The organism is Pseudomonas sp. GW822-FHT07A10, from assembly GCF_058798795.1.
This window is the reverse complement of the sequence record NZ_JBXAKV010000005.1, coordinates 163058-188880: the sequence shown is the minus strand read 5'-3', so window position 1 is coordinate 188880 and position 25823 is coordinate 163058. Positions and strand designations below refer to the sequence as shown.

General features: G+C 57.2%; 24 protein-coding genes and 3 pseudogenes. 21 read left to right on the top strand and 6 right to left on the bottom strand.

Going from position 1 to position 25823, the window contains the following annotated elements:
• Positions 1–28 precede the first annotated feature (28 nt).
• The 17 genes and pseudogenes from AC1RL4_RS11090 (at position 29) to AC1RL4_RS11010 (ending at position 16714) form a co-directional block, all read left to right on the top strand.
• Positions 29–1324, top strand: a complete 1296-nt coding sequence (locus AC1RL4_RS11090; protein ID WP_096480164.1) for a glycosyltransferase — start codon at positions 29–31, stop codon at positions 1322–1324.
• A 143-nt stretch (positions 1325–1467) separates the two neighbouring features.
• Positions 1468–2334 (top strand): PI-PLC domain-containing protein, encoded by an 867-nt coding sequence (locus AC1RL4_RS11085; protein WP_019579059.1) that lies wholly within the window; start codon positions 1468–1470, stop codon positions 2332–2334.
• Positions 2335–2524: 190 nt separating this feature from the next.
• Positions 2525–3406, top strand: coding sequence for a phosphatidylinositol-specific phospholipase C domain-containing protein (locus AC1RL4_RS11080; RefSeq protein ID WP_230172628.1), 882 nt, complete (start codon positions 2525–2527; stop codon positions 3404–3406).
• Between the two features lie 80 nt (positions 3407–3486).
• On the top strand, positions 3487–4392 hold the full coding sequence (locus AC1RL4_RS11075) for an AraC family transcriptional regulator (RefSeq protein WP_026331663.1): 906 nt from the start codon (positions 3487–3489) through the stop codon (positions 4390–4392).
• 289 nt (positions 4393–4681) lie between these two features.
• Positions 4682–5992 (top strand): ABC transporter substrate-binding protein, encoded by a 1311-nt coding sequence (locus AC1RL4_RS11070; RefSeq protein ID WP_028940534.1) that lies wholly within the window; start codon positions 4682–4684, stop codon positions 5990–5992.
• A 182-nt stretch (positions 5993–6174) separates the two neighbouring features.
• The gene (locus AC1RL4_RS11065) at positions 6175–7104 is read left to right on the top strand and encodes a carbohydrate ABC transporter permease (protein ID WP_028940533.1); all 930 of its coding nucleotides are present in this window, start codon (positions 6175–6177) and stop codon (positions 7102–7104) included.
• A 10-nt stretch (positions 7105–7114) separates the two neighbouring features.
• Positions 7115–7945: a carbohydrate ABC transporter permease gene (locus AC1RL4_RS11060; protein WP_230172626.1), complete on the top strand. Its 831-nt coding sequence runs from the start codon at positions 7115–7117 to the stop codon at positions 7943–7945.
• A 32-nt stretch (positions 7946–7977) separates the two neighbouring features.
• Positions 7978–9081 (top strand): ABC transporter ATP-binding protein, encoded by a 1104-nt coding sequence (locus AC1RL4_RS11055; protein WP_019579065.1) that lies wholly within the window; start codon positions 7978–7980, stop codon positions 9079–9081.
• Positions 9082–9097: 16 nt separating this feature from the next.
• The gene (locus AC1RL4_RS11050; protein WP_230172625.1) at positions 9098–10573 is read left to right on the top strand and encodes a mannitol dehydrogenase family protein; all 1476 of its coding nucleotides are present in this window, start codon (positions 9098–9100) and stop codon (positions 10571–10573) included.
• 106 nt (positions 10574–10679) lie between these two features.
• On the top strand, positions 10680–12176 hold the full coding sequence (xylB, locus tag AC1RL4_RS11045; protein ID WP_230172619.1) for a xylulokinase: 1497 nt from the start codon (positions 10680–10682) through the stop codon (positions 12174–12176).
• 13 nt (positions 12177–12189) lie between these two features.
• A complete protein-coding gene (locus AC1RL4_RS11040; protein ID WP_230172617.1) occupies positions 12190–13128 on the top strand; it encodes a carbohydrate kinase family protein in 939 nt (312 codons plus the stop codon).
• A 394-nt stretch (positions 13129–13522) separates the two neighbouring features.
• A complete protein-coding gene (locus tag AC1RL4_RS11035; RefSeq protein WP_018926045.1) occupies positions 13523–14254 on the top strand; it encodes a hypothetical protein in 732 nt (243 codons plus the stop codon).
• 88 nt (positions 14255–14342) lie between these two features.
• Positions 14343–14540, top strand: a pseudogene (locus AC1RL4_RS11030) (contractile injection system protein, VgrG/Pvc8 family); the annotation flags it as partial.
• A 19-nt stretch (positions 14541–14559) separates the two neighbouring features.
• The gene (locus AC1RL4_RS11025) at positions 14560–15027 is read left to right on the top strand and encodes a DUF1911 domain-containing protein (RefSeq protein ID WP_230172708.1); all 468 of its coding nucleotides are present in this window, start codon (positions 14560–14562) and stop codon (positions 15025–15027) included.
• A gap of 222 nt (positions 15028–15249) precedes the next feature.
• The gene (locus tag AC1RL4_RS11020) at positions 15250–15783 is read left to right on the top strand and encodes a hypothetical protein (protein ID WP_028940529.1); all 534 of its coding nucleotides are present in this window, start codon (positions 15250–15252) and stop codon (positions 15781–15783) included.
• 172 nt (positions 15784–15955) lie between these two features.
• Positions 15956–16225, top strand: coding sequence for a DUF2790 domain-containing protein (locus AC1RL4_RS11015; protein ID WP_018926051.1), 270 nt, complete (start codon positions 15956–15958; stop codon positions 16223–16225).
• A gap of 90 nt (positions 16226–16315) precedes the next feature.
• Positions 16316–16714, top strand: a complete 399-nt coding sequence (locus tag AC1RL4_RS11010) for a hypothetical protein (protein ID WP_028940527.1) — start codon at positions 16316–16318, stop codon at positions 16712–16714.
• On the opposite strand, the gene AC1RL4_RS11005 is transcribed toward AC1RL4_RS11010, so the two are convergent.
• Positions 16715–16984, bottom strand: a complete 270-nt coding sequence (locus AC1RL4_RS11005) for a DUF1652 domain-containing protein (RefSeq protein WP_026331664.1) — start codon at positions 16982–16984, stop codon at positions 16715–16717. It abuts the gene before it with no gap.
• Between the two features lie 389 nt (positions 16985–17373).
• Between AC1RL4_RS11005 and eco the strand changes: the two genes are divergently transcribed.
• Positions 17374–17856, top strand: a complete 483-nt coding sequence (eco, locus tag AC1RL4_RS11000) for a serine protease inhibitor ecotin (protein ID WP_230172616.1) — start codon at positions 17374–17376, stop codon at positions 17854–17856.
• A 30-nt stretch (positions 17857–17886) separates the two neighbouring features.
• On the opposite strand, the pseudogene ilvA reads toward eco, so the two are convergent.
• Together ilvA and AC1RL4_RS10990 are read right to left on the bottom strand one after the other, a co-directional pair.
• Positions 17887–18882 (bottom strand): annotated as a pseudogene (gene ilvA, locus AC1RL4_RS10995) (threonine ammonia-lyase, biosynthetic); the annotation flags it as partial.
• A gap of 222 nt (positions 18883–19104) precedes the next feature.
• Positions 19105–20583 carry a RimK family ATP-grasp domain-containing protein gene (locus AC1RL4_RS10990; protein WP_169342465.1) on the bottom strand — a complete coding sequence of 493 codons (1479 nt, stop codon included), beginning with the start codon at positions 20581–20583 and terminating at the stop codon, positions 19105–19107.
• A 200-nt stretch (positions 20584–20783) separates the two neighbouring features.
• On the opposite strand from AC1RL4_RS10990, the pseudogene rimI reads away from it, so the two are divergent.
• Positions 20784–21230 (top strand): annotated as a pseudogene (gene rimI, locus AC1RL4_RS10985) (ribosomal protein S18-alanine N-acetyltransferase); the annotation flags it as partial.
• 55 nt (positions 21231–21285) lie between these two features.
• Here rimI and AC1RL4_RS10980 read toward each other — a convergent pair.
• Both AC1RL4_RS10980 and AC1RL4_RS10975 read right to left on the bottom strand, forming a co-directional pair.
• Positions 21286–22434 carry a PQQ-dependent sugar dehydrogenase gene (locus AC1RL4_RS10980; protein WP_204123717.1) on the bottom strand — a complete coding sequence of 383 codons (1149 nt, stop codon included), beginning with the start codon at positions 22432–22434 and terminating at the stop codon, positions 21286–21288.
• Positions 22435–22485: 51 nt separating this feature from the next.
• Positions 22486–22848, bottom strand: coding sequence for a hypothetical protein (locus AC1RL4_RS10975; RefSeq protein ID WP_230172615.1), 363 nt, complete (start codon positions 22846–22848; stop codon positions 22486–22488).
• Between the two features lie 213 nt (positions 22849–23061).
• On the opposite strand from AC1RL4_RS10975, the gene ku reads away from it, so the two are divergent.
• A complete protein-coding gene (ku, locus tag AC1RL4_RS10970; protein ID WP_028940523.1) occupies positions 23062–23922 on the top strand; it encodes a non-homologous end joining protein Ku in 861 nt (286 codons plus the stop codon).
• An 80-nt stretch (positions 23923–24002) separates the two neighbouring features.
• On the opposite strand, the gene lpxO is transcribed toward ku, so the two are convergent.
• Complete coding sequence (gene lpxO, locus AC1RL4_RS10965) at positions 24003–24902, bottom strand: lipid A hydroxylase LpxO (RefSeq protein WP_204123856.1); 900 nt, start codon at positions 24900–24902, stop codon at positions 24003–24005.
• A 234-nt stretch (positions 24903–25136) separates the two neighbouring features.
• Here lpxO and AC1RL4_RS10960 point away from each other — a divergent pair, with 234 nt between their 5' ends.
• Positions 25137–25814, top strand: a complete 678-nt coding sequence (locus tag AC1RL4_RS10960; protein WP_019579084.1) for an SOS response-associated peptidase family protein — start codon at positions 25137–25139, stop codon at positions 25812–25814.
• The last annotated feature ends 9 nt before the right edge of the window (positions 25815–25823 follow it).

The following is a 25823-nucleotide window of genomic DNA, read 5'->3' as shown; positions in this document are numbered from 1 at the left end:
CTTTACCCGCCTCAAGGAACGCCCTTACATGATCCAGCCCCACGCAACCAAAGTCCTTGTCATTGGTTACGTCTGGCCCGAGCCCCGTTCTTCGGCGGCCAGCGGGCATGTGATGCAAATCCTCGATACGTTCTTGCAGCAAGGCTGGGACATCACCTTCAGCAGTCCGGCTGGAACCGGTGAGCATCGTGCTGACCTGACCGCGCTGGGCATCCGCGAAGTGCCGATCGAATTGAACAACAGCAGCTTCGATGCGTTTATCAGTGAACTCGCACCGGATATTGTCCTGTTCGACCAGTTCATGATGGAAGAACAGTTCGGTTGGCGAGTCGAAAAACACTGCCCCAACGCCTTGCGCGTGCTTGAGACCTCTGACCTGCAAAGCCTTCGTCATGCACGGCATCAACGGCTCAAGGAACGCTTGAAGGCCAGTAACGACACCAACGATTTCAGCGAGCTATTCGCGCCAGCCTTGCGTGAAGAGTTCCAGCTTATGGCTGATACCGATCTCGCCAAACGGGAGATTGCTGCGCTGTACCGTTGCGACTTGAACCTGATGATCTCTGAAGTGGAGATCGATTTGCTGGTCGAGCAGTTCAAGCTACCGCGCAACTTACTGCACTGGTGTCCGCTGATGGTCGAGCCTGCGTGCGTACCGCCGACAGCCTTTGAAGATCGGGCGCACTTTCTCAGCATCGGCAATTTTCGACATGCGCCCAACTGGGATGCGGTGCTCTGGATGAAAACAACCATCTGGCCGTTGATCCGCGAGCAACTGCCCGCGGCTCAGTTGCATATCTACGGTGCTTACACGCCCCCCAAAGCTACCGCGTTGCATAACCCGGCCCAGGGTTTTCATGTCATGAACTGGGCAGAAGATGCTTTGCAAGTGATGTCGGCGGCACGCATTTGTCTGGCGCCTCTGCGTTTCGGTGCCGGTATTAAAGGCAAGATTGTCGACGCCATGCTGTGCGGCACGCCCACGGTTACAACGCCTATCGGTGCCGAAGCGATGCACGGCGAACATCCGTGGCCTGGGGCCGTTGCTCGCACGGCACGGGAAGTGGCTGACTGTGCGGTGCGGCTGTACAAGAATGAAGCGCTTTGGGCACAAGCCCAATCCCACGGACAGAGGTTGCTGGCCGATCGATATAAAACGTCGGAACATGGCCCGGCATTGATCAAGAAGTTGTTGCACTGCCAACAGCACTTGCCTCAACTTAGACGCGATAATTTTACCGGCAGTATGTTGCGCCACCACCACCATAAAAGTACGCAATACATGGCGCAATGGATCGAGGCAAAAAACCGAAACCTCGCTTAAGCCACGAAACCAACCACACATATTTTGCATTATCACAATTATTGATCACCTTTACTTTCCTATTTATAAATCGTTGAACGAAGTGAAAAACATAAAATTCGATCAACCGATAACACCTATAAAACAATGCAAGGATGCATTAAATGGATAACGTTATTCAGAACAACTACGCATTTAGAAATTGGATGGCCGCCACGCCGGCGATTGATACTTTGTCGCTCGCCGAATTGACACTGCCAGGCACCCATAACGCCGGCAGCGACTGGAAGGCATCCTGGCCGCTGATCCCGGGCGCCCATTGGCTGGCGTGTCAGCACGAATCGTTTTACTCGCAACTGTGCCACGGTTCCCGAGTGCTTGACATCCGTTTGATGTATGACGCCAGTGCGCCGGGGCTTGGCAAGTTCTGCATTCATCACAACGGCTACCGTAACGGCCGCACGCTTGGACACCTTGTCAGTGACGTAGAAGCATTTCTGCAAGAAAATCCCAATGAATTCATCATCCTGGACTTTCATGAGTTGAATGGGGATACCTTTGATTACACTTACTTCAATAAGATGATGGTCCACTTCCTTGGGCGTCGCTTGATTCCCAACCAAAATCGCTCGTTGAGCCTCGGCCAACTCAAACGCCTCAGCGACAGCCAACGCGTTGTGGTTGCTGCGCCTTGGCACTGGGCAATTGACAAGAACGTGTTCATCCAGCAAATCGAGCACAAATGGTCTGGCAACGGCATCACCAGTGCCGCCGAGTTGGAGCAGTACATTATAAAAGTGCTGAAATATCCGCCAGGTTCATGGGCACCATGGTCCCTGTCCGCGACCAGTTATAGCGCTCTCGGCGGTCCGGTAGATATTCACGATGAGCTTAATTCGTGGTTTGATCCGAATAATAGCGACTGGGCAACACGGTGCAACATTATCAACGTCGACTTCATTGAAGAAAGCAACATCGTTTCATATTGCCTGACCGCGAACCTGAGTAAAGCGGCCAAGCGCGCCAACTAGCGCTGTGCCATTAAAGGGTTATTTCTTGTGCAAGTATTTCCGTGACTGGCAATGCTGTCGCGCGCTTCTATGCTGGGTCATGAAAGCCTTTCTACGCAGGCGTAGTAATAGAGGTATGGCACGCAGCCACACCCGAAACATGGACCTCGTCCCCTCCATGGAGGGGACGAGTCTACGACAAGGAACTGTCATGACCCATAACGCAGTAATCACGCTGGACAAACAAAAGTGGATGAGTAATGCCCTCGACATCGATCGTATAAAACTGACTGATGTTGTCTGGCCCGGCGCCCATAATGCCGGCATGGATAAACAGGCGCCTAATTATGAGGTGGTCGTCGGCAACTGGACGACGTGTCAAAACGATTCATTTACATGGCAATTGTCCAATGGCGCACGGGCATTCGATATCCGCTTGGGCTACACCGAAGGGGCTGATCAGTCGATTTTCTATTTCCATCACAATGGATATCAGTCACATCGAGTTCTCGATGAACTCATCAGCGCAATATTATCTTTCCTGGATCGCAACCCGGACGAATTTGTGGTTTTCGACTTTCATGAACTAGGGGACGGCAACAAGCCCTTTGACTATCAGAAACTCAATGCTCTTCTGGTGAGTCAACTCGGACAGCGGGCCATACCACCCGGTGACGCCACAAAAACGATCGGCGAACTAAAGCGTATCAGTGCTCGTCGCAGGGTAGTGTTGGCGGCGCCTGCACGGCGGGAGCTCGATGAGGACTACTTCTGGCCGCGCATCACACACAAGTGGGCCGGCAGACGCTTCACCAATAGCGATGATCTGAAAACCCATATTTCCAATACACTCAAAGACGCGCCTTACGAAACATTTTTATGGTCGTTATCAGCCACCAGCTACGCGTTTCTGGGAGGGCCTCAAGATATCAAAAACCATATCAATGACTGGTTCAATCCCACCCGGGACTGGGTGACGCGCTGCAGCATCATCAATACCGACTTTTTCGACGAATCCGAAATCGTTCGTTACTGCTGGAGTGCCACCAGCATGAAAGCGGTATACGGTGATGCCTTGCACGCCCCCGCCTGAGCACAGTCGCGTTGCAAGCTGGCCTTAGGCGTCCCGAAAGAGGCATGATCAAGGGGCGATAACAATAAAAGCACCCTGACATGACCCGAACAGCCAGAGTCACCGATCCTTCCTATGAATTGATGGACGACCACAACGGGTTGTCCATCATCTATCGCCAGCACGGATTCCCCTGCCCCCTGGTGCGCTGGCATTTCCACAAGGAATACGAACTGCACCTGATCGTCGCCAGCTCCGGCAAGGTGTTCATTGGTGACTACATTGGTAACTTCTACCCGGAAACACTGTTCCTGACCGGCCCCAACCTGCCCCACAACTGGATCAGCCAGGTGGCCGAAGACGAAGTGGTGCCCGAGCGCGACATGCTGGTCAACTTCACTGACGAGCTGTTTGAAAGCGGCCATCAGGTGTTCGCCGAACTCAAGACAATTGCGCCCTTGCTGGAGCGCGCGCAGTACGGCATCGAGTTTCGCTGCAAGCGCACCATCCGCCAGGCCATGACCTTGATGCAGCGCATCGCCGACACCCAAGGCATGACCCGGCTCGGGCATTTTTTCATTCTGCTGGAGTTGCTGGCGACGTCCGATGACTACCAGTTGCTGTCCGGTGCCACGACGCCGCAATTGGCCGATGAACACAATATCGACCGTACCAACCGCGCGGTGGATTACATCTTTGCCCATTACGCCAAGGATTTAACGCTGGAAGAGGTGGCCGAGCATCTGGGTCTGAAGCCGACCTACTTCAGCCGAGTGTTCAAACAGGCCACCGGACGCTGCTTCATCGAGTTCGTCAATCGCCTGCGCATCAGCAAATCCTGCGAGCTGCTGGCCGATGGCGACAAAACGGTGACCGATGTGTGTTTCGAGTCGGGCTTCAATAATATTTCCAACTTCAACCGGCGTTTTCAGCAGCTCAAGGGCATGACGCCGTCGCACTATCGGCGGCTGGCGGTGCAGCGGTTGACTGAGCAAAACCTCGGCTGAATTTTAGATCGCCTTCGCGGGCAAGCCTCGCTTCTGCAGGAGCGAGGTTTGCCCGCGAAGAGGCCGATGAAACCTGTACAAATTCAATGACCGCTCGCCTCTGTAAAGCCTGTCCTTGCATCTCCCCCGCCAAAGCCCAGTGCAAAAAAGTATCGATCACAGTGCGATGGATGATTTGTCAGCCCGTCAATTGAAGGCTGTAATCGCTGCACATTCTTCCCTGCGCAGGAAGACACAAAAACAATAACTGTCCTTCTGTAACCCCCTGGGTGCAGAAAAGGAGTGCACGATGCAACCTTCTGTAAAAGCTCTGCTTGCCCTCACCTGCATGACCCTCAGCAGCGTCAGCCTCGGCGCTCAGACCCTGACCATCGCCACCGTCAACAACAGCGACATGATCCGCATGCAAAAGCTCTCGAAAACCTTCGAGGCCGAGCACCCGGACATCAAACTCAATTGGGTGGTGCTTGAAGAAAACGTCCTGCGCCAACGCCTGACCACCGACATCGCGACCCAGGGCGGACAGTTTGATGTGTTGACCATCGGCATGTACGAAGCCGCACTCTGGGGCGCCAAGGGTTGGTTGGAACCGATGAAGGACTTGCCGGCCAACTACGCCCTCGACGACGTTTTCCCTTCGGTGCGTGAAGGTCTTTCGGTCAAGGGCTCGCTCTATGCCCTGCCGTTCTACGCTGAAAGCTCCATCACCTATTACCGCACCGACCTGTTCAAGGACGCCGGGCTGACCATGCCGGAACGCCCGACCTGGGAACAGATCGGCGAATTCGCCAGCAAACTCACCCATAAAGACAAAGAACAGTACGGCATCTGCCTGCGCGGCAAGGCTGGCTGGGGCGAAAACATGGCGCTGATCACCACTGTCGCCAACGCCTATGGCGCTCGCTGGTTCGATGAGAAATGGCAGCCGGAATTCACCGGTCCTGAGTGGAAAAATGCGCTGAATTTCTACGTCGACACCATGAAAAAGTCCGGCCCGCCCGGCGCGTCGAGCAACGGCTTCAACGAGAACCTGGCGCTGTTCAACAGCGGCAAGTGCGCGATCTGGGTCGATGCCAGTGTGGCCGGCTCGTTCGTGACCGACAAAACCCAGAGCAAAGTCAGCGACCACGTGGGCTTTACTTACGCACCGCATCAGGTCACCGACAAAGGTTCGGCCTGGCTGTATTCGTGGGCACTGGCTATCCCCACCAGTTCCAAGGCCAAGGAAGCGGCGAAAACCTTCAGCGCCTGGGCCACGTCCAAGGAGTACGGAGCCCTGGTCGCGGAAAAAGACGGCATCGCCAACGTGCCACCAGGCACTCGCGCCTCGACCTACACCGAGGCTTACATGAATGCCGCGCCGTTCGCCAAGGTGACGCTGGAATCGCTGAAAGCCGCGGACCCGAGCCAACCGTCGCAAAAGCCTGTGCCCTACATAGGTATCCAGCTGGTGACCATTCCAGAATTCCAGGCCGTGGGCACTCAGGTCGGCAAGCTGTTCTCGGCCGCGTTGATCGGCCAGACCACAGTCGACCAGGCCCTGACCGCCGCCCAGTCAACCACCGAACGTGAGATGAAGCGCGCCGGTTATCCCAAATAACCCCGCGCACTTGTAGGAGCGAGGCTTGTGTGGCGAGGGGGCTTGCCCCCGTTGGGTCGCGAAGCGGCCCCAAAAACACTTTGCGACTGCTTCGCAGCCGAACGGGGGCAAGCCCCCTCGCCACACAGCCTCGCCCCTACAGTTGATCTTCATTTGTCTGTTCCCAATCGGTTCTGATCGCCATGAATACTTCAACCACTGTCAAAGCTCACATGGACATCCCCCAGCCGGTGCGTAAAAGCCGGTTGAGCAACCCCGGCTGGTTTCTGGTCAGCCCCTCGGTGGCGTTGCTGCTGCTGTGGATGATCGTGCCGTTGGGCATGACCGTTTACTTTTCGATGATCCGCTACAACCTGCTCTACCCCGGCGAAAACGAATTCGTGGGGCTGGAGAACTTCAGCTACTTCCTGAGCGATTCGGGTTTCCTGCCCGGCGCCACCAATACCCTGTTGCTGGTGGGCAGTGTGTTGCTGATCAGCGTGGTGTTCGGCGTGTTGATCAGCGCGTTGCTGGAGGCCAGTGAGTTTCTCGGTCGCGGCATCGTGCGGGTGATGTTGATCTCGCCGTTCTTCATCATGCCCACCGTCGGTGCGCTGATCTGGAAGAACCTGATCTTTCACCCGGTCTCAGGGATTCTCGCCTACATCTGGAAGCTGTTCGGCGCGCAGCCGGTGGACTGGCTGGCGCACTACCCGCTGCTGTCGATCATCATCATTGTGTCCTGGCAATGGCTGCCCTTCGCGATCCTGATCCTGATGACCGCCATGCAGTCCCTCGACCAGGAACAGAAAGAAGCCGCGCGCCTGGACGGTGCCGGCCCGATCGCGATTTTCTGGCACCTGACTTTGCCGCACCTGGCCCGGCCGATTGCGGTGGTGGTGATGATCGAAACCATCTTCCTGCTGTCGGTGTTCGCCGAAATCTTCACCACCACCAATGGTGGCCCCGGCTACGCCTCGACCAACCTCGCCTACCTGATCTACAACCAGGCGCTGGTGCAGTTCGACGTCGGCATGGCCTCCGCCGGTGGCTTGATCGCGGTGGTGATTGCCAACATCGCGGCCATTGTGCTGGTGCGCATGATCGGCAAAAACCTGACAGACAAAGCCTGAGGCCCGCGCCATGACTCTTCAACAATCCCGTCGTCTGCAAAGCCTGCTGCTCGGCACCCTGGCCTGGGCCATCGCGATCGTGATTTTCTTCCCGATCTTCTGGATGGTGCTGACCAGTTTCAAGACTGAAATCGACGCGTTCGCCACGCCGCCGCAGTTCATCTTCACGCCGACGCTGGAAAACTACCTGCACATCAACGAGCGCAGCGACTACTTCAGTTTCGCCTGGAACTCGGTGGTGATTTCCTTTAGCGCCACGGCATTGTGCCTGCTGATTGCGGTGCCGGCCGCCTACTCCATGGCGTTCTACGAAACCCAGCGCACCAAAGGCACGCTACTGTGGATGCTCTCCACCAAGATGCTGCCGCCAGTGGGTGTGCTGATGCCGATCTACCTGTTGGCCAAGAGCTTTGGCCTGCTGGATACACGAATCGCGCTGATCGTGATCTACACGCTGATCAACCTGCCGATCGTGGTCTGGATGGTTTACACCTACTTCAAAGACATCCCCAAGGACATCCTCGAAGCGGCACGCCTGGACGGCGCCACCCTGTGGCAGGAAATGGTCCGGGTGCTGCTGCCGATCGCCAAGGGCGGCCTGGCCTCCACGGTGTTGCTGTCGCTGATCCTGTGCTGGAACGAGGCGTTCTGGTCGCTGAACCTGACCTCGTCCAAAGCCGCGCCACTGACCGCACTGATCGCCTCTTACTCAAGCCCCGAAGGTTTGTTCTGGGCCAAGTTGTCGGCGGTGTCGACCCTGGCTTGCGCGCCGATCCTGATCTTCGGCTGGATCAGCCAGAAACAGCTGGTCCGCGGCCTGTCGTTTGGCGCCGTGAAATAGCCCTCAAAGAATAAACATAAAGGAGCGCCATCATGGCCAACCTGAAAATCAAAAATCTGCAAAAAGGCTTCGAAGGTTTTTCCATCATCAAAGGCATCGACCTGGAAGTGAACGACAAGGAATTCGTGGTGTTCGTCGGCCCGTCGGGTTGCGGCAAGTCCACCCTGCTGCGGCTGATCGCCGGCCTTGAAGAAGTCAGCGGCGGCACCATCGAGCTCGATGGCCGCGACATCACCGAAGTCAGCCCGGCCAAGCGCGACCTGGCGATGGTGTTCCAGACCTACGCCCTGTACCCGCACATGAGCGTGCGTAAAAACATGTCGTTCGCCCTCGATCTGGCCGGTGTAGCGAAAGCCGAAGTCGAGAAGAAGGTCGGCGAAGCAGCGCGCATTCTGGAACTCGGGCCGATGCTCGAACGTAAACCGAAACAGCTGTCCGGCGGTCAGCGTCAGCGCGTAGCGATCGGCCGGGCCATCGTGCGTAACCCGAAAATTTTCCTGTTCGACGAACCGCTGTCCAACCTCGACGCCGCCCTGAGGGTGCAGATGCGCCTGGAACTGTTGCGCCTGCACAAAGAACTGCAAGCCACCATGATCTACGTGACCCACGATCAGGTCGAAGCCATGACCATGGCCGACAAAGTCGTCGTGCTCAATGGCGGTAAGATCGAGCAGGTCGGTTCGCCACTGGACCTGTATCACCAGCCGGCCAACCTGTTTGTCGCAGGTTTTCTCGGCACACCGAAAATGGGCTTCCTCAAAGGCAAAGTCACCCGTGTCGACAGCCAGGGCTGCGAAGTGCTGCTGGACGCCGGTACCCGCATCACTCTGCCGCTGAGCGCTGCCAACCTGAGCGTCGGCGGTGCGGTAACGCTGGGCATTCGCCCGGAACACCTGGAGTTGGCGCAACCTGGCGACTGCACGTTGCAAGTCACCGCCGATGTCAGCGAACGTTTGGGCAGCGACACCTTCTGCCATGTGCTGACGTCGTCCGGCGAAGCGTTGACCATGCGCGTTCGCGGCGATTTGGCCAGCCGTTATGGCGAAACCCTGAGCCTGCACCTGGACGCCGAACACTGCCATTTATTCGATGCCAACGGCGTGGCGCTGACCCGTCCACTGCGCGCCGCAGCCTGATATCAGAGAACATGCGATGAAACTGAACAAGTCCAACCTCAACCGTCTCGCCCCCGAGGTGGCCCTGCCCGCCTACACCCTGAGCGACACCCGCCAGGGCATCGCGCACATTGGCGTCGGCGGTTTCCACCGCGCACATCAGGCGTACTACACCGACGCTTTGATGAACACCGGCGAAGCACTGGACTGGGCCATCTGCGGCGTTGGCCTGCGCGCCGAAGACCGTCGTGCCCGGGACGATCTCAAAGAACAGGACTACCTGTTCACCCTGTTTGAACTCGGCGATACCGACGACACCGAAGTGCGAGTCATCGGCGCGATCCGCGACATGCTGCTGGCCGAAGACGGCGCCGAGGCGCTGATCGATAAACTGGCCAGCCCCGAGATCCGCATTGTCTCGTTGACCATCACCGAGGGCGGCTACTGCATCGACGACAGCAACGGCGAGTTCATGGCGCATTTGCCGCAGATCCAGCACGACCTGAGCAATCCGAACGCGCCGAAAACCGTGTTCGGTTTCCTCTGCGCCGCGCTGGCCAAACGGCGTGCAGCCGGCACGCCCGCGTTCACGCTGATGTCCTGCGATAACCTGCCGCACAACGGCGCGGTGACCCGTAAAGCGCTGCTCGCGTTCGCCGCCCTGCGCGATGCCGACCTGCGCGACTGGATTGAGCGCAACGTCAGCTTCCCCAACGCCATGGTCGACCGCATCACGCCGATGACCAGCATCCAGCATCGCCTGCAATTGCACGACAAACACAGCATTGACGATGCCTGGCCAGTGGTCTGCGAACCGTTTGTGCAGTGGGTGCTGGAAGATAAATTCGTCAACGGTCGCCCGGCCTGGGAAAAGGTCGGCGTGCAGTTCACCGACGACGTCACGCCTTACGAAGAGATGAAGATCAAGCTGCTCAACGGCAGTCATCTGGCCCTGACCTACCTGGGGTTCTTGAAGGGTTACCGCTTCGTTCACGAAACCATGAACGACCCGCTGTTCGTGCGCTACATGCGCGCCTACATGGACCTGGACGTGACGCCGCAACTGGCGCCGGTGCCGGGCATCGATTTGACCGAGTATAAAAACACCCTGGTGGCGCGCTTTTCCAATCAGGCGATTGCCGATCAGCTGGAGCGTGTATGTTCGGACGGTTCGTCGAAGTTTCCGAAATTCACCGTGCCGACCCTCAACCGCTTGATCGCCGATGGCCGCGAGACCAAACGTGCGGCGCTGGTGGTGGCGGCCTGGGCGCTGTACCTCAAAGGCGTGGATGAAAATGGCCACACCTATACAATTCCGGATCCGCGGGCGGCGTTCTGTCAGGCGCTGGTGGCCGATGATGCGTTGATCACCCAGCGGCTGCTGGAGGTTGAGGAGATTTTCGGCACGGCGATTCCCCGTTCGCCAGAGTTCGTCGCGGCGTTCGAGTGGTGCTGTAACAGCTTGCGGGAGGTTGGCGTGACGCAGACGCTCGAACGAGTGCTGGCCGTCTGATCATTCCCACGCTCTGCGTGGGAATGCAGCCCGGGACGCTCCGCGTCCCATCCAGAAGCGGACGTAGAGCGTCCATTGATGCATTCATCTTCGGTAGGGTGTTTCCATGGCAAACCAACAACTATTCCTGGGCATCGACTGCGGCACCCAAGGCACCAAAGCCGTGATCCTCGACGCACACAGCGGTCAGGTCCTCGGTCAGGGCGCTGCTGTCCACAGCCTCATCAGCGGCCCCAATGGCCGTCGCGAGCAAGACACTGCCCAGTGGCTGGAAGCCTTTACCCAGGCCACCCGCCGCGCGTTGCTCGCAGCGGACGTGGACGGACAGGCCATCCTCGGCATCGGCGTCTCTGGCCAGCAACATGGCCTGGTACTGCTCGACGATCACGGCCAGGTACTGCGCCCGGCCAAGCTTTGGTGCGACACCGAATCGACCCCGGAGAACGACCGCTTGCTCGCCCATCTGGGCGGTGAAAAAGGCTCCCTGGAACGCCTCGGCGTGGTCATCGCGCCTGGCTATACCGTGTCGAAACTGCTCTGGACCAAAGAACAGCACCCGGAAATTTTCGCCCGGACCGCCCGCATCCTGCTGCCCCATGACTACCTCAACTATTGGCTTACCGGCCGCAGTTGCAGCGAGTACGGCGATGCCTCGGGCACCGGCTATTTCAACGTACGCACCCGCCAGTGGGACTTGCAACTGCTGCGCGACATCGATCCCACCGGGCGCCTGCAAGCCGCGCTCCCGGAGCTGATCGATGCCCACCAGCCGGTCGGTACGATCCTGCCAGGCATCGCCGAGCATCTGGGCATCAACCCCAAGGCCCTGGTCTCCAGCGGCGGTGGCGACAACATGATGGGCGCGATCGGCACCGGCAACATCAAGCCCGGCGCGATCACCATGAGCCTCGGTTCTTCGGGAACGATCTACGCCTATGCCGAGCAAGCGCACGTCAGTCCAGACGCCTCGGTGGCGACGTTCTGTTCCTCCAGCGGCGGCTGGTTGCCGCTGATCTGCACCATGAACCTGACCAATGCCACCGGCGCGATTCGCGAGTTGTTCGAACTGGATATCGAGCAGTTCAACGCCTTGGTCGAACACGCGCCGATTGGTGCTGAAGGCGTGTGCATGCTGCCGTTCCTCAATGGTGAACGCGTTCCCGCCCTGCCCCATGCCAGCGGCAGCCTGCTGGGGTTGACCATGACCAATCTGACCCGGGCCAATTTGTGCCGCGCCGTGGTGGAAGGCACCACCTTCGGTTTGCGTTACGGGCTGGACCTGCTGCGCCACAATGGCTTACAAAGCCGCAGCATCTGCCTGATCGGTGGCGGTTCGAAGAGCCCGGTGTGGCGGCAAATCGTCGCCGACATCATGAATACGCCAGTGATTTGTACCGAACAGAGCGAGGCCGCGGCGCTTGGCGCAGCGATTCAGGCGGCGTGGTGCAAGTCTTGGGCAAACGGCCACGAAGACAGCCTGGCGGATTTGTGCGAGCGCTGCGTGAAGCTCGATCCGGCCAGTGAAACCTTGCCGATTGCAGAAAATGTACAGGCTTGTCAGCAGGCCTACGAACGCTATCAACAGCATGTCGCAACCCTTTAAAGAGCGAGCAACTATGTATCTGGTGTGTGGTGAAGCGCTATTCGATTTCTTCAGCGAAGACGATGCCAGCGGCCTGGCGTCCAAAGTGAATTTCAAGGCAATTGCTGGCGGCTCGCCGTTCAACGTCGCGGTAGGTTTGCGTCGTTTGGGCGTGGATGCCGCGCTGTTTGCCGGGCTATCGACCGACTACCTTGGCCGCCGCTTGCAGCAAGTGCTGCAGGAGGAAGGCGTGCGCCCGGATTACCTCGTGGACTTCGCCGCGCCGACCACGCTGGCGATGGTGGCGGTCGGTGCCAACGGCTCGCCCCACTACAGCTTTCGCGGCGAAGGCTGCGCGGATCGGCAGCTGAGCCTGGCGCATCTGCCGCAACTGGGGCCTGAAGTGCGCGGCTTGCACATCGGCTCGTTCTCGCTGGTGGTGCAACCGGTTGCCGATACCTTGCTGGCGCTGGTGCAGCGGGAAAGCGGCAAACGCCTGATCAGCCTCGACCCGAACGTGCGCCTGAATCCCGAGCCGAACATCGAGTTGTGGCGTTCACGGATCGCCACCCTGGTGGAGCTTGCCGACCTGATCAAGGTCAGCGATGAAGACTTGAACCTGTTGTATCCCGAACAGGATCCCCAGCGCGTGATCGAAAGCTGGCTGGAGCATCGCTGTCAGCTGGTGTTCCTGACCCGTGGCGGTCAGGGCGCGACGGTGTTCAGCCGGGCTCATGGCACGTGGTCGGTGCCGGCTTGTTCGGTGAAGATTGCCGACACCGTGGGGGCTGGCGATACCTTCCAGGCGGCGCTGATTACCTGGCTGACCGAGCAGCAGCTGGATTCGGTTGCGGGTGTGCAGCGGCTGAGCCGTGAGCAGATTGACGCGATGCTCAGGTTTGCGGTGAGCGCTGCAGCGTTGACCTGCAGCAAGACCGGGCCGGATTTACCGTATCGGCGGCAGTTGAGCTGAAATACACGCCCTCATACCTCCCCTGCTATGGCAGGTCCTGATTTCAGGGCCTGCCGGCGGACATGAATAAAAGACAGCCTGCATATGGTTCTTTTGGGCGTTATATCTTTTCGCCCATTATGTTTTTTAGATATATTCTTATTGCAATTTAAAACTATAAATCCAGGCAAAAGATAAGCGGCTATTGACAGCCATGTATTTTTTAATTTGAAGTAAATTTATAGCTCTTTACACTTGCAACTATTCCAAAAAATAATTGCACGCAGCCAATTACAACCAAGTAGTTGCTTGACCGCCACATGCCTTCAACTAGTATCTTTCCCACGCACGGCGCAGGTAAGGACAACTGCTGTGCGAATCCTTATACCACCACAACAGGAAAAGGAACTCCAACATGGAAAGTGTCGCTATCTCAGCTGCCCAAATTAACTGGAACGGCGGACAACGTATAACTCTCACCGCAGGAGATACAGCCACCTGTACCGCACTTAGCCCAGGCCAGCTTTATGGCATCTTTATCTACAACTCCGCGCAAAATGACAACAACTCGACTGTCTCCGTGAACTGGAGCAACAGCCAGCCGCCCGTACCGATCACGGTGCCTGGCACCACGGCCAATGCAGGCCTGGCATCGTTGGGTTTTGTCTCGGGCACCGATACTCAAACCGTTTCGGTCTCACTGTCCAGCAACGCCGGTAAATCACAGGTCGAAATCTGGCTGGGAAGTGTCAGCATGCCGACCAACACATCGGGGCTCAGCAACTATCCGCTGCCGGCCGATGGTGAGCAGCATCCGTTCAACAAGTACACCCGCTACTATGCGGTCCCCCCATCGAAATGGATGAACCTGACGATCACCAGCACCATTACACAGTTCCTCTCCTGCCAGTTCCGTGAGGCGCAAGCGACCGTGTTCGTCGTCAATGAGACGTCGAACGGCCTGCTCTCCGGCCAAGTCACCACGATCGGGCCTACTGCAAGTGAAGTTGGGGCCGTCAAGATCAGTTACTCGCAGATTCAGAGCATTTCCAATAATCTGCAAGGCGACGGTACGCAGTGGGTCTGGATGGATGCTGACAGCCAGCAAAACTCTCAGAGCGCGACCATTTCCCTGCAATCGCTTTGAATTCATTGGCTGAGTCATAAACGAAGGCCCCCTCTGTGGGGCCTTCTTTTTATCTGACGTAGCGGTCAATTGCCTCGAAAAGTGCCTGTATTGCGTGCAGTACGACGAATCCGACCTGCATTTCATCCAGCGTCTTTGCGAAGAGGAAGGCATCCATTTCCACTTCCAGCACTCGGCCAGCGGCCACAAGCTGGTGTTCGGCGATGACCAGACGGTGTTCCGCAAGCTGGCGCCAGTGAGTTACCAGCAGGACTCCGGGATGGCCGCCGAAAAAACGGTGATCAAGCCGCTTCGATAATTTTTTTATCAACTACAAAGATTCGATTGAATTCTTCAAAGAAAATACGTTTCAGGCCGACTCTGACGAGCAAGAAAAATCGCTAAGAGCCAGATACTTTCAGAAGCTGATACTCAAGGAAATACTGATACGCTACACCGCTGGCAATGAGATCGTAGTCCTGATCCCATTATTGGAAAAGCTTGTAGAAGCGCTGGAGGCTGGTGCTATTGCTTTTCTGTACGGTATCGACGACAGCAAAATTAATCATAGGGTTTATCCAAAAGGCTTAGTTGAATACACGAGAAATTACCAACCGACCGACACTGCCCAGATTGCTCGTATAAATGCAGGGCAACCCTGCAGTAAAGCAGGCTATTGGTTTACACCTGCACAAGCAGAATCTCGTCGCTATTTCGAACAGGGCGAAATCATGCCGAGCTTCAGCGACTCGAGATGGGGCGATACTATTTGGTATTGGTCAGGTGAAGAATAATAGTGGCGGCAGATTGACTTGACTTCAGCCAATCATTGTTCGGATGGGCGAACAACAGCGTCCGCAAGAGGCTGGCCTGCGTGTAATACCGTATCCGTCAGACCGGCGCTTTCCACCCCATCATCCGCTGCTGCGCAACCTGCAGCAGGTCGTAACCATCCTGAGTCGGCAGATAAAGCGCATGAGTAATGTAGGACCCGACAACCGAAGGGATTTCCCCGAATGCAAACACCATGGAAGTACATCATCGCGGCACTGCTAGCCGCCCCGGCCTACGCGCAACCACTCCAGACAATCCTCACCTGCCCTTTGGCCGATAGAACTCAGGTGTCCTTGCTGGCGGAAACGAATGCGCAAGGCCAGCGCCTGTTTGTGAAACTCGACAGCAAAATCCAACCGGCCTTTACCGACATCCCGGATTTCGACTTTTTCGGCGAAGTCTTCCTGGCAAAATGTGTTTCTTCCAGCCTGATATTCGCCTTCGCATACGGCTCGCCGTATTTAAAAGGCGTCGTTTTACGCAAGAACCCTGTCACTCACACCGTCGAGCGAATAGATTTTGCCGAGAAGGCGTTACCACGTTGGCTGTACCTCGGACGAGAGCAGGTCCGGCTCGTCATTCCTAATATCGGGTATGAAGTGTCGGCGAAGTTTCTGGTCTATGACTATGTTGCTGGAAGGGGGCAGTTGGAAGGACCCGCTGGTATAGAGACGCCTCCAAATCGACGTGGGTTCAAGGTTGTGCGCCTCGAATAGATGACCGCACAACAGGCTAGCAACAACCATTAGCCCGCTACTTAACCTTCGATTAATCCTGCGGTCCAAAACTTTACTGGACCGCACTCCCTCAGCACCCTCTGACGCCCAGTGCGGCAGGTTCGATGCTCTTGCATCGAACTGGCTTCCCCTCTGCACTGGAGACCCAATCATGAACATGCGAACACTGCTGATGACCACCGCCCTCGCCTGCACCGCATTCGCCGGTTTTGCTCAGGCCAACGATACGTCGTCCTCCCAGGCCGTGCCTTATCACTACGGTATGCCTCTGAATGTGGGCAAGGTCATTTCCATGACCGAACCGTCGACGCTGGACTGCGAAGTGGTCACGGCGGACATGAAGTACATCGATAGCACCTCGGGCAAGCCAGCAGAAATTACCTATCGAAAACTTTCTGACGCGTGCAGTTATCAGAGCTGACAGACGATTCTGATTCGGCACTTGGCGGTAGGCCTGCGGGGATTCTGACGCTATGCTTTGGCGTCCCCTCTACCGCCGAAAGGATTCGCCATGCCGTTCTCGTTTCGCACACTGTCGACGTTCACCGCCGCGCTTTGCTTTCTGCTGGCGCTGGTGTGGGGTTTGATGCCGCAATGGCTGCTGGCGATCTGGAGTATCGAGTATTCGTCCGCAGCGGGGTTTGTGGCCAGGCGCAGTGCGGTGCTGTTCGGTGCGCTTGGGGTGATGTTTTATCTCGTGCGGCAGGCACCGCCCTCGGCGGCGAGAAGTGCGATATGCAGCGGCTTTATGGTTGGCTGTTTCGGCTTGGCAGCGCTGGGCTTCGGCGAATGGCTCAATGGTCATGCCGGGCCGGGTATCTTACTGGCGATCCTGGTGGAGTTGGCGCTGGGTCTGGGGTTTATCCAGACCCGGCGCGTGTCGCTCGAATTGCGTGAAACGGCCGGTTAATTAATGGGCTTTTGACTTTGGGCTGAACATTTGGCTATGGGTCTTGTGCTCAAGGTCGGTGCGTAACTCGGCGATCAGATGATTAATCTCCCGACACCCATTGAGGCGATGGGCGTCTATGCCGGTAACGCACAAGTCGAGATGGTCAGTCTCGTTGTCCGAATACACCTTGACGGTCATCGACAGGTCTGGCGATAGCGTGCATTGGCAGCGTTTCGGAAGAAAACTGCTTTCAACGATATTGCGTAGTTCCAAGGCAGAAAGAAACATGGCCACCCTCTCGGTATTGTGAGATTGCCAATCGAAATCAATTGTCGGTCGGAGCTCAGATCGCCCGTTCTTTTCTTCCTTGCGGGCTTCATCGTTCCAACGTCCGACCGTTTTTTTGTTTCAGCGCTGACTCAATGGGACCGTGGTCAGCTCAAGACAGCTTCAGCATAAAACATGCCCGGAATTTCGCCCTGCGCCTCGTCGGCAAATCAAGGTTTTAGAGAAGATGGCAACACATTGCGTCATGCAAAATGCAAGAAAGGTCAGTTTTCAATACCTGCATTTTGCAAGCCCCTCTGAGGGCGGGTTTACATTGGGCAAGGACGGCAGTGAGAATGCAGTCCATCTTTTCAGTATCCGCTGACCCCACACACACGCAAGGAGGCATTATGGGTGCTTTGCCCTTTAACACGACCGTCGGGCTGATAGTTGTCCTTCTGTCGTCCGCAGCCCACGCTGCGACACTCGAAGACGTCGCACCGTACCCCAAGCCGGAGAGCGGCTTTACCCGCCAGGTCATTCATCTCGCTCCACAAAAACAGGAAGACGCCTACCAGGTCGAAATTCTGGCCGGCAAGACCCTGACCGTCGACTGCAACCGTCAGCGTCTGGGCGGCATGCTTGAGGAAAAGAACCTCGAAGGCTGGGGCTACCCATTCTACCGGCTGGAAAAAGTCACCGGCCCAATGAGCACATTGATGGCCTGCCCTGACGGCAAGAGCAAGAAAGACTTCGTACCAGTGGTCGGTGATGGTTTCAAGCTACGCTACAACAGCAAACTGCCGATCGTGCTCTACGTGCCCAAAGACATCGAAGTGCGCTACCGGATCTGGTCGGCATCGAGCCACGTCGAGAAAGCCGTTCAGGAATAATCCGCCCATCCCTTATGCCGGGGCGCCATTCAACGCGGCGCGCTCGGCCACATGACGCAAGCTGTCGAAGTTGATATTCGCGCCGGAATCGATGGCCACCAGGGTCTGCCCTCGGACGCCGGTTTGCGCCACGTACTGCTTGATACCCGCCACGGCCAGGGCGCCGGAAGGTTCGGTGATCGAGCGGGTATCGTCGTAGATATTCTTGATCGCGGCACAGAGTTCGTCGTTGCTGACGGTCAGCACTTCATCGACGCAAAACCGGCAGACCTCGAAACCATGCGCGCCGATCTGAGCGACGGCCACACCATCGGCGAAGGTGCCGACGGTTGGCAGCACAACCCGTTCGCCGGCCTGTAAGGCCGCCCGCAAACAGGCGGAATGTTCCGACTCGACGCCAATGATGCGCACTTCCGGGCGCAGGTATTTGACGTACGCAGCGATACCGGCGATCAAGCCACCACCGCCCACCGGCACAAAGATCACATCCAGCGGCCCTTGGTGCTGACGAAGGATCTCCATACCGACGGTGCCCTGCCCGGCGATCACGTCCGGGTCGTCGAAGGGCGAGACAAAGGTGCGGCCGGTTTGCTGTGCCAGGTCCAGCGCATAGGCCAGGGCAAACGGAAAACTTTCGCCGTGCAGCACCGCATTGGCACCCCGGCTGCGCACACCCTGCACCTTTAACTCCGGCGTCGTGCAGGGCATGACGATAGTGGCGGCAATCCCCAACTCGCGAGCCGCCAACGCTACGCCTTGGGCATGATTGCCTGCCGATGCGGTGATCACGCCCCGAACCTTCTGTTCATCGCTCAGGTTCACCAGCTTGTTGTAAGCACCACGTATCTTGAAGGAAAAAGTCGGTTGCAAGTCTTCGCGCTTGAGCAGGATCTGATTACCCAACGCCTCGGACAAGGCCGGTGCTGCTTGCAACGGCGTGCGCACGGCGAGTTCGTAGACCGGCGCGGCGAGGATCTTTTTCACGTAATGCTCAAGCAAACTCTGCTGGACGGGGGTGCTGTTCATGGTCGTCTCCTGACTCTGATCGGAGCCCAAGAGACAGAAACTAAAAACCCGCCTCTAGGGCGGGTTGGGTGCTGCAGTCGTGAGCTAGCCCGCCAAATAAGGAATGGCGGTAATAATGCTTGGCTGGCAGCGCAATACGGTGGAAGTCATGGCTGGAAATTAGCCGGCCGCTGATGGCAAGTCAATGGCCAATTTTCAACGAGCTCGGTAGGTTGAGGCCACTCACCAAGCCTGACCACGGCGTTTGAGCTCCAGCCGCCGGACGAACTCTTCCAGCACCAGCGTGTACAGATCGTCCTGCAGGTACGCGTCTTCGATGCCGGCGTCGATGTTTGGGTTGTCGTTGACTTCGATCACCACCACTTTGTCGCCGGACTGTTTGAGGTCGACGCCATAGAGTCCGTCGCCAATGAGATTCGCGGTTTTCACCGCCAGTTCGACCACCGCTCGCGGCGCTTCGTGAACCGCCAGGGTGCGACATTCGCCGTTGATGTCCTGGCCTTTGGCCTTATGGTTGTAGATCTGCCAGTGGCCCTTGGACATAAAGTACTGGCAGGCAAAAATTGGTTTGCGGTTGAGCACACCAATGCGCCAGTCGTACTCGGTGTAGAAGAATTCCTGAGCCAGCAGCAACACCGAGTGTTCGAACAGTTCGGCAGTGGCCTTGAGCAAGGCTTGCTGGCTTTCGACCTTGATCACGCCCCTTGAGAAACAGCCGTCGGGGATTTTCAACACCAAAGGAAACCCCAGTCGCTCGCCTACCCGCTCAAAGTCTTCCGGTCGCTCCTTGTAGAGGATTTCAGTGGCCGGCATGCCCAGTTGATGGCTCTTGAGCAAGTCAGTCAGGTAAACCTTGTTGGTGCAGCGCAGGATCGACGCCGGATCGTCCATCACCACCAGGCCTTCACTCTCGGCTTTTTTCGCGAAACGGTAGGTGTGGTTGTCGACGCTTGTCGTCTCGCGTATCAACAGCCCGTCGTATTCGGCGATTCGGGCGTAGTCCTTGCGTTCGATCAGCTCAACGTCGATGCCCAGCATCTTGCCGACCCTGACAAAGTTGTCCAGAGCCTTGGGGTTGGAGGGCGGCAATGCTTCTTGCGGGTCGTGCAGAATGGCCAAGTCATAACGGGCCAAGCGCCGAGAGCGTGGCAGGCGCCAGATCTTGCGACTGAAACTATCCAGCGCGTTTGCAAACTGATCTTCCTGATCTTCACGCAACTTATGCAGGGTGCCGAACTTTACACCTTCGATGTGCCAACCGTTAGTTCGACGAAATTCAACTAACAATATTGGACAAGGGAAAACCTCGAATAACTGTCGAGCCAATTCCTGTAATGGCTCGATTGAGGTCTGGCCGAAGTACAGGGTCAAGGTGAAACCTTCGGTGTCGCTGTAAACATGATGACTTAAGGCTTTTTCCAGGGTTTTATCCAGATCGTCCAAGGCCAGGCCATACAGGGACTTTCGGGTCAGTTCGCTGATGGTCCGCACCGACGGAATCACCTTGTGCCCCCGTGCTTCGGCCAGCAGCGAGCAGTAATAGCCGTGCCCGAGGTACTTGTAACTGCGGCACAGGTTGATCACCTGAACCCGTTTGCCCTGCTCGTTGTTGCGGGTCTGTTCGAGGTATTCCTGGGCGGTGACGATGTCTTCACTGGGAAAGTAGGAGGTCCAGTCTTCCTTGCGTTCGACGATTATCATCAACGGACTGGAAGTTCTGATCGAGGCATTTAAATAGTTTGCAGAAGTTATTGCCGTCGGCAAAGTTTGTTCGGATACTTCGCGCCAATGACCTTGTACCGCTGACATAGTGATTTATCCGTTGGAGAACAAGACCTTTCCTATTAAGCACGAACTTTTTCGAAAGTCCCGTTTCGTTACGCAACTTTTACGGCGGTCATATGAATCCTGTTTTTCGCCTGGCGGTCATTGAAGACCTTCCAGCACTGTTGGCACTCGAACAGCAATGCTTCACCACCGACCGGCTCAACCGGCGCAGTTTTCGATGGATGATCAGCCGGGCTCACGGGCAACTGCTGGTGGCCCAACGTGGCGAGCGATTGGTGGGGTATGCGCTGGTGTTATTTCACCGGGGTACTTCACGGGCACGTCTGTATTCGATTGCGATCGCCGTTGATGCTCGCGGCAGTGGGCTGGGCAAGCAATTGCTCGAACGCGCCGAAGCCTGCGCCCTTGAGCACGATTGCGCCTACCTGCGACTTGAAGTACGCATCGACAACCCGATGGCAATCGCTCTGTACGAGCGCAACGGTTATCGGCGATTCGGGCTGATTCAAGACTATTACCAGGACCATGCCGACGCACTGCGACTGGAGAAACACGTCCTGTAGCAGCTGCCGAACGCAGGCTACGCCACCTGCTACAAAGGTTGTGCGAGTCTGTTTACTTCAACCCAACCTTATACAACGCACCATCGTCTTCATCGGTTAGTACATACAGATAACCATCCGGCCCCTGCCGCACATCGCGAATCCGTTTGTTCAGCTCACCCAGCAGCCGCTCTTCGTGAACAACCTTATCGCCGTCGAACTGCAGGCGGATCAGCTCCTGGCCCACCAGCGCGCCGATAAACACGTTGTGCTGCCAGGCCTTGAAGCGATCGCCATCGTAGAACGCCATGCCGCTGAGACCGGGGGACTTTTCCCAGACATGCTGTGGGCCCACGGTACCCTCGACGATTTTGCCCTTGGCTTCCGGGATCGGCAGGCCGGAATAGTTGATGCCGTGGGTTGCTATCGGCCAGCCATAGTTCTTGCCGCGCTCGATGATGTTGACTTCGTCACCGCCCCGGGGGCCGTGCTCATTTTCCCAGAGCGTGCCGCTCCAGGGGTTGAGCGCCGCGCCTTGCGGGTTGCGATGGCCGTAGGACCAGATTTCCGGGCGAACGCCTTTTTGCCCGACGAAGGGGTTGTCCTTCGGCACCTTGCCGTCCGGATAGATCCGCACGACCTTGCCTTGCAGCTTGTCGAGGTCCTGCGCCGTGGGTCGATCGTTGTTCTCGCCCAGAGTGATGAACAGATAACCGTCGCGGTCGAACACCAGACGGGAGCCGAAGTGATTGCCAACCGAAAGCTTGGGCTCCTGGCGGAAGATCACATTGAAATCCTTGAGGACCGTCAGGTCTTCCGACAACCGTCCGCGACCGACCGCCGTACCCGCCTTGCCGCCCTCACCGCCGCCTTCGGCATAAGACAGATAGACCATGCGGTCTTGCTTGAAGTCGGGCGACAACACCACATCGAGCAACCCGCCCTGCCCCTTGGCCCAGACCTGAGGCACACCGCTGAGCGGACTCGAAAGTTTGCCATCGGCACTGACCACCCGCAGGTTGCCCGGCCGTTCGGTCACCAGCATCCCTTGGCGACCGGGGAGGAACGCCAGCGCCCAGGGATGCTCCAGACCTTTAACGATCGGCGTGACCTCAAGGGTGCCCTCCTCACTTTTCAATTCCTGGGCAGGCGCAGCAAACACGGGCGAGTTGGTGAACAGTACGCCGGTAAATAGTGTGGTCAGGAGGGTCTTACGCAACATGCACGATTCCTTTTGTCGTCAAAATGGCTGGTAAGACCTCTGTCCTACCGTTCAACGGTTGCTGGTGTCTGCGTCCCGATGAGGCGGATTGGGTATGAATGTCGGTGGGCTGGCGGGAGTCTGGCGATCCTGCGGATAACGGTTGCCGATACCGCCGTTCTCCAGGGTCGGTGGTCGCGGCGCAGGCGCCGTATTCGGCCCGCGGATCACCGGGATGCCGGGTCGCGTGCCTTGCATGCTGTTGGGATTGGCCCGGCGGATCGGGTTGTTGTAAGGATTGTTATTGGTGCTGCCCGGCAGGTTCTGGGTCAGCAGCAAGGGCGAGGATGGCGGCGCGGCGGCATCGGCCAGGGCCAGGCTGCTTAGCACGCCACTCAACGCCAGTGCGATGACACCGAACACACATCGGTTCATGGAAACCTCTCTAAAAGCGCGTGCAACGCTTCATGGATGAATAGAGCCACGCTACGCCCGGGGTTCGGATTTGTTAACTAAAACCTCCTTCAGAAGATGTAACACCAGTTGACTGCACTGTCGATCAGCCCGCAAAAGCGGGTCGCAGCCGACTGAAACTTTCCTCCGGGCAACAGGTCACCTGAACATCAATGGGCTGACGAGAACACGACGATGGCACGGGCAATCTGGAAAGGCGCAATCAGTTTCGGTCTGGTGCACATCCCCGTGGCGCTGGTCTCGGCGACGTCTTCCCACGGGATCGATTTCAACTGGCTCGACAGTCGCAGCATGGAGCCGGTGGGCTATAAACGCGTCAATAAGGTCACTGGCAAGGAGGTCACCCAGGCACACATCGTCAAAGGGGTCGAGTACGAAAAGGGTCGTTACGTGGTGCTCAGCGAAGAGGACATTCGCTCGGCCCATCCACTGTCGACCCAAACCATCGACATTTTTGCCTTTGTCGACAGCAAGCAGATCCCCCTGCAAAACATCGACACACCCTATTACTTGGCGCCGGACAAACGCGGTGGCAAGGTCTATGCGCTGTTACGCGAAACCCTCAGCAAAACCGGCAAGGTCGCCCTCGCACGCGTGGTGTTGCATACCCGCCAGCACCTGGCGGCCGTCATGCCGCTGGAATCCGCTCTGGTTCTGGTGATGCTGCGCTGGCCGGCCGAAGTGCGCAGCCTGGATCAATTGGAGTTGGGCAGTGAAGTGACCAAGCCGGACCTGGCCAAAGGCGAGCTGGAGATGGCCAAACGGTTGGTGGAGGACATGAGCGCCGACTGGACGCCCGAAGAGTACCGCGACAGCTTTGAAGACAAGATCATGGCGCTGGTTGAGCAGAAGGCGAATGAAGGCAAGATCGAAATCGTCGAAACCGCTACGGGTGAGGAGGAACGCAGGACCGCGGATGTCATCGATCTGACTGAACTGCTCAAGCGCAGCCTCGGTGCCAGGAATGCCGGTAAAACGGCAGAAAAAGCCAAAGCGAGCACAGATAAAAAAGCCACGAAGCGTTCTCGTGGCTGATCGGTTAGTGGAGTGCCCATACGTTATGCGGTGAAAATACTGGCCTGCTTGCAATGACTAAATGCGCCGCAAAGCAAAACTCAGATCAGCACAAAAATCGCCAGCAACCCGCCAAAAATCGCCCACTTCTCCAGGTAATAGCGAGCGCGGTTACGCTTTTTGAGTGCTTTGCCGCGCAGGCGAACCGTGTAGATTTTGGCAAACAAACGGTTGATAGCACCGGTCTTGTCACCCGCATCGTTCGGTGCACCCGCCGCCGCCATCACTGTGCGGCTGAACCAGCGGTTGAACGCCGCCGCCCAGCGATACTTCATCGGCCGTTCGACGTCGCAGAACAGGATGATGCGGTTCTGCTGGGTGCTGTTTTCAGCGTAATGAATGAACGTTTCATCGAACATCACCGCTTCGCCGTCACGCCAATGGTAGCTCTCACCGTCGACGTTGATGTAGCAACCGGCTTCGTTCGGCGTTTCCAGCCCCAGGTGATAACGGTACGAGCCGGCATACGGATCACGGTGGCGGACCAGTTTGGAACCCGGTGGCAGTTCGGCAAACATCGCTGCCTTGATCGAGCCAATGCTTTGCACCAGTTCAGTAGTACGCGGGCAGAGCTTCGCGGCCGACGGGTGACTGTCGCCATACCACTTGAGATAGAAACGCTTCCAGCCACTTTTGAAAAACGAGTTGAAACCGACGTCGTCGTACTGATTCGAGCGCTTGATCTCCCCGGCCTTGAGCAGGTTCTGGCCTTCGGCGCGAATCTCTTCCCAATGAGCCTGCAATGGGCTCAAGTCAGGAAAGTCCGCGGGATTGAGATAAGGCCGATTGGGGATTTTCGAGAACATATAAAGGAAGCAATTGATCGGCGCCAGAAATGTCGAGTGGTCGCTTAGTTGGCGGCCTAGTTTGTGGCGCACCTTACCGCGCAAGTGGACATACGCGATGGAGATGACATAGATAGCGGCAATAATGAGTTTCACGGAAATCGTCACACGTCTGAAATGAACAAAGTGCGTCCCGATGGCGCGTTCTTGAGCCATGCCGACAATCGACATGGGGGCGAAAGATGTCATTTTAGCCATACTTTGTAACCAATAGTTAACCTTCAACTGTGAAAATGTGTCTACTCATACGTACCAAAACGCCACGCGGCTTTAACGCCCTATTAGTTCAAAGGATCGTCTAAGCTCAGATGTAAGCATGAGGGCTCAGCCATGTGCGGACGACTTTCGCAGTACCGAGGCATTCACGACTTCGTCAAGGCGCTGAGCATGCCCAACGCCTTGGTCAACAATGCCGGCGATCAGCCATTCGAGCTCTACAACGCCGCACCGACGACTCAGCTCGCCCTCTTCCACCAAGAAGGCGACGTACTGCACGCCGACAGGGTTCGCTGGGGCTGGCGGCCGCATTGGTCCGAAGAACACCCTATGCCGATCAATGCCAGGGTTGAGAAAGTCAGTCACGGCCCATTCTTCAAAGCCATATGGCCGCACCGGGCGATCGTTGCCATCGATAACTGGTTTGAATGGGTTTACGAGGGCGGCCCGAAGAAGCAGCCCTACCTCATCCGCCGCAAGGATCGCGCACCGATCCTGTGCGCGGCGATCGGTCAATATCCGAGGTACGAACATCAGCCGGACGAACATGACGGCTTCGTGATCATCACTGCCGACAGCAAGGGCGGCATGGTGGATGTTCATGATCGGCAGCCGGTGACGCTGAATGCCGAACTGGCCCGGGAATGGCTGGATCCGGCCACGCCGAAAGAGCGAGCCGAGGAGATAGTACTGTCGCAGGGCGAGCCGGCCGAGACATTCGAGTGGTTCAAGGTTGATCAAGCCGTGGGCAATGTGCACAACGATGGCCCTGGACTGATCGAACCTATCTGAACATCGCGC

Coding starts and splice junctions, on each gene's coding strand:
- AC1RL4_RS11080 (WP_230172628.1), top strand. CDS start 2,525: ATGACCCATAACGCAGTAATCACGCTGGACAAACAAAAGTGGATGAGT.
- AC1RL4_RS11040 (WP_230172617.1), top strand. CDS start 12,190: ATGTATCTGGTGTGTGGTGAAGCGCTATTCGATTTCTTCAGCGAAGAC.
- AC1RL4_RS10960 (WP_019579084.1), top strand. CDS start 25,137: ATGTGCGGACGACTTTCGCAGTACCGAGGCATTCACGACTTCGTCAAG.
- AC1RL4_RS11055 (WP_019579065.1), top strand. CDS start 7,978: ATGGCCAACCTGAAAATCAAAAATCTGCAAAAAGGCTTCGAAGGTTTT.
- ku (WP_028940523.1), top strand. CDS start 23,062: ATGGCACGGGCAATCTGGAAAGGCGCAATCAGTTTCGGTCTGGTGCAC.
- AC1RL4_RS11035 (WP_018926045.1), top strand. CDS start 13,523: ATGGAAAGTGTCGCTATCTCAGCTGCCCAAATTAACTGGAACGGCGGA.
- AC1RL4_RS11070 (WP_028940534.1), top strand. CDS start 4,682: ATGCAACCTTCTGTAAAAGCTCTGCTTGCCCTCACCTGCATGACCCTC.
- AC1RL4_RS10990 (WP_169342465.1), bottom strand. CDS start 20,583: ATGATAATCGTCGAACGCAAGGAAGACTGGACCTCCTACTTTCCCAGT.
- eco (WP_230172616.1), top strand. CDS start 17,374: ATGGGTGCTTTGCCCTTTAACACGACCGTCGGGCTGATAGTTGTCCTT.
- AC1RL4_RS11065 (WP_028940533.1), top strand. CDS start 6,175: ATGAATACTTCAACCACTGTCAAAGCTCACATGGACATCCCCCAGCCG.
- AC1RL4_RS11005 (WP_026331664.1), bottom strand. CDS start 16,984: ATGTTTCTTTCTGCCTTGGAACTACGCAATATCGTTGAAAGCAGTTTT.
- AC1RL4_RS11060 (WP_230172626.1), top strand. CDS start 7,115: ATGACTCTTCAACAATCCCGTCGTCTGCAAAGCCTGCTGCTCGGCACC.
- AC1RL4_RS11010 (WP_028940527.1), top strand. CDS start 16,316: ATGCCGTTCTCGTTTCGCACACTGTCGACGTTCACCGCCGCGCTTTGC.
- AC1RL4_RS11085 (WP_019579059.1), top strand. CDS start 1,468: ATGGATAACGTTATTCAGAACAACTACGCATTTAGAAATTGGATGGCC.
- xylB (WP_230172619.1), top strand. CDS start 10,680: ATGGCAAACCAACAACTATTCCTGGGCATCGACTGCGGCACCCAAGGC.
- AC1RL4_RS11075 (WP_026331663.1), top strand. CDS start 3,487: ATGACCCGAACAGCCAGAGTCACCGATCCTTCCTATGAATTGATGGAC.
- AC1RL4_RS11015 (WP_018926051.1), top strand. CDS start 15,956: ATGAACATGCGAACACTGCTGATGACCACCGCCCTCGCCTGCACCGCA.
- AC1RL4_RS11020 (WP_028940529.1), top strand. CDS start 15,250: ATGCAAACACCATGGAAGTACATCATCGCGGCACTGCTAGCCGCCCCG.
- AC1RL4_RS10980 (WP_204123717.1), bottom strand. CDS start 22,434: ATGTTGCGTAAGACCCTCCTGACCACACTATTTACCGGCGTACTGTTC.
- AC1RL4_RS11050 (WP_230172625.1), top strand. CDS start 9,098: ATGAAACTGAACAAGTCCAACCTCAACCGTCTCGCCCCCGAGGTGGCC.
- AC1RL4_RS10975 (WP_230172615.1), bottom strand. CDS start 22,848: ATGAACCGATGTGTGTTCGGTGTCATCGCACTGGCGTTGAGTGGCGTG.
- AC1RL4_RS11090 (WP_096480164.1), top strand. CDS start 29: ATGATCCAGCCCCACGCAACCAAAGTCCTTGTCATTGGTTACGTCTGG.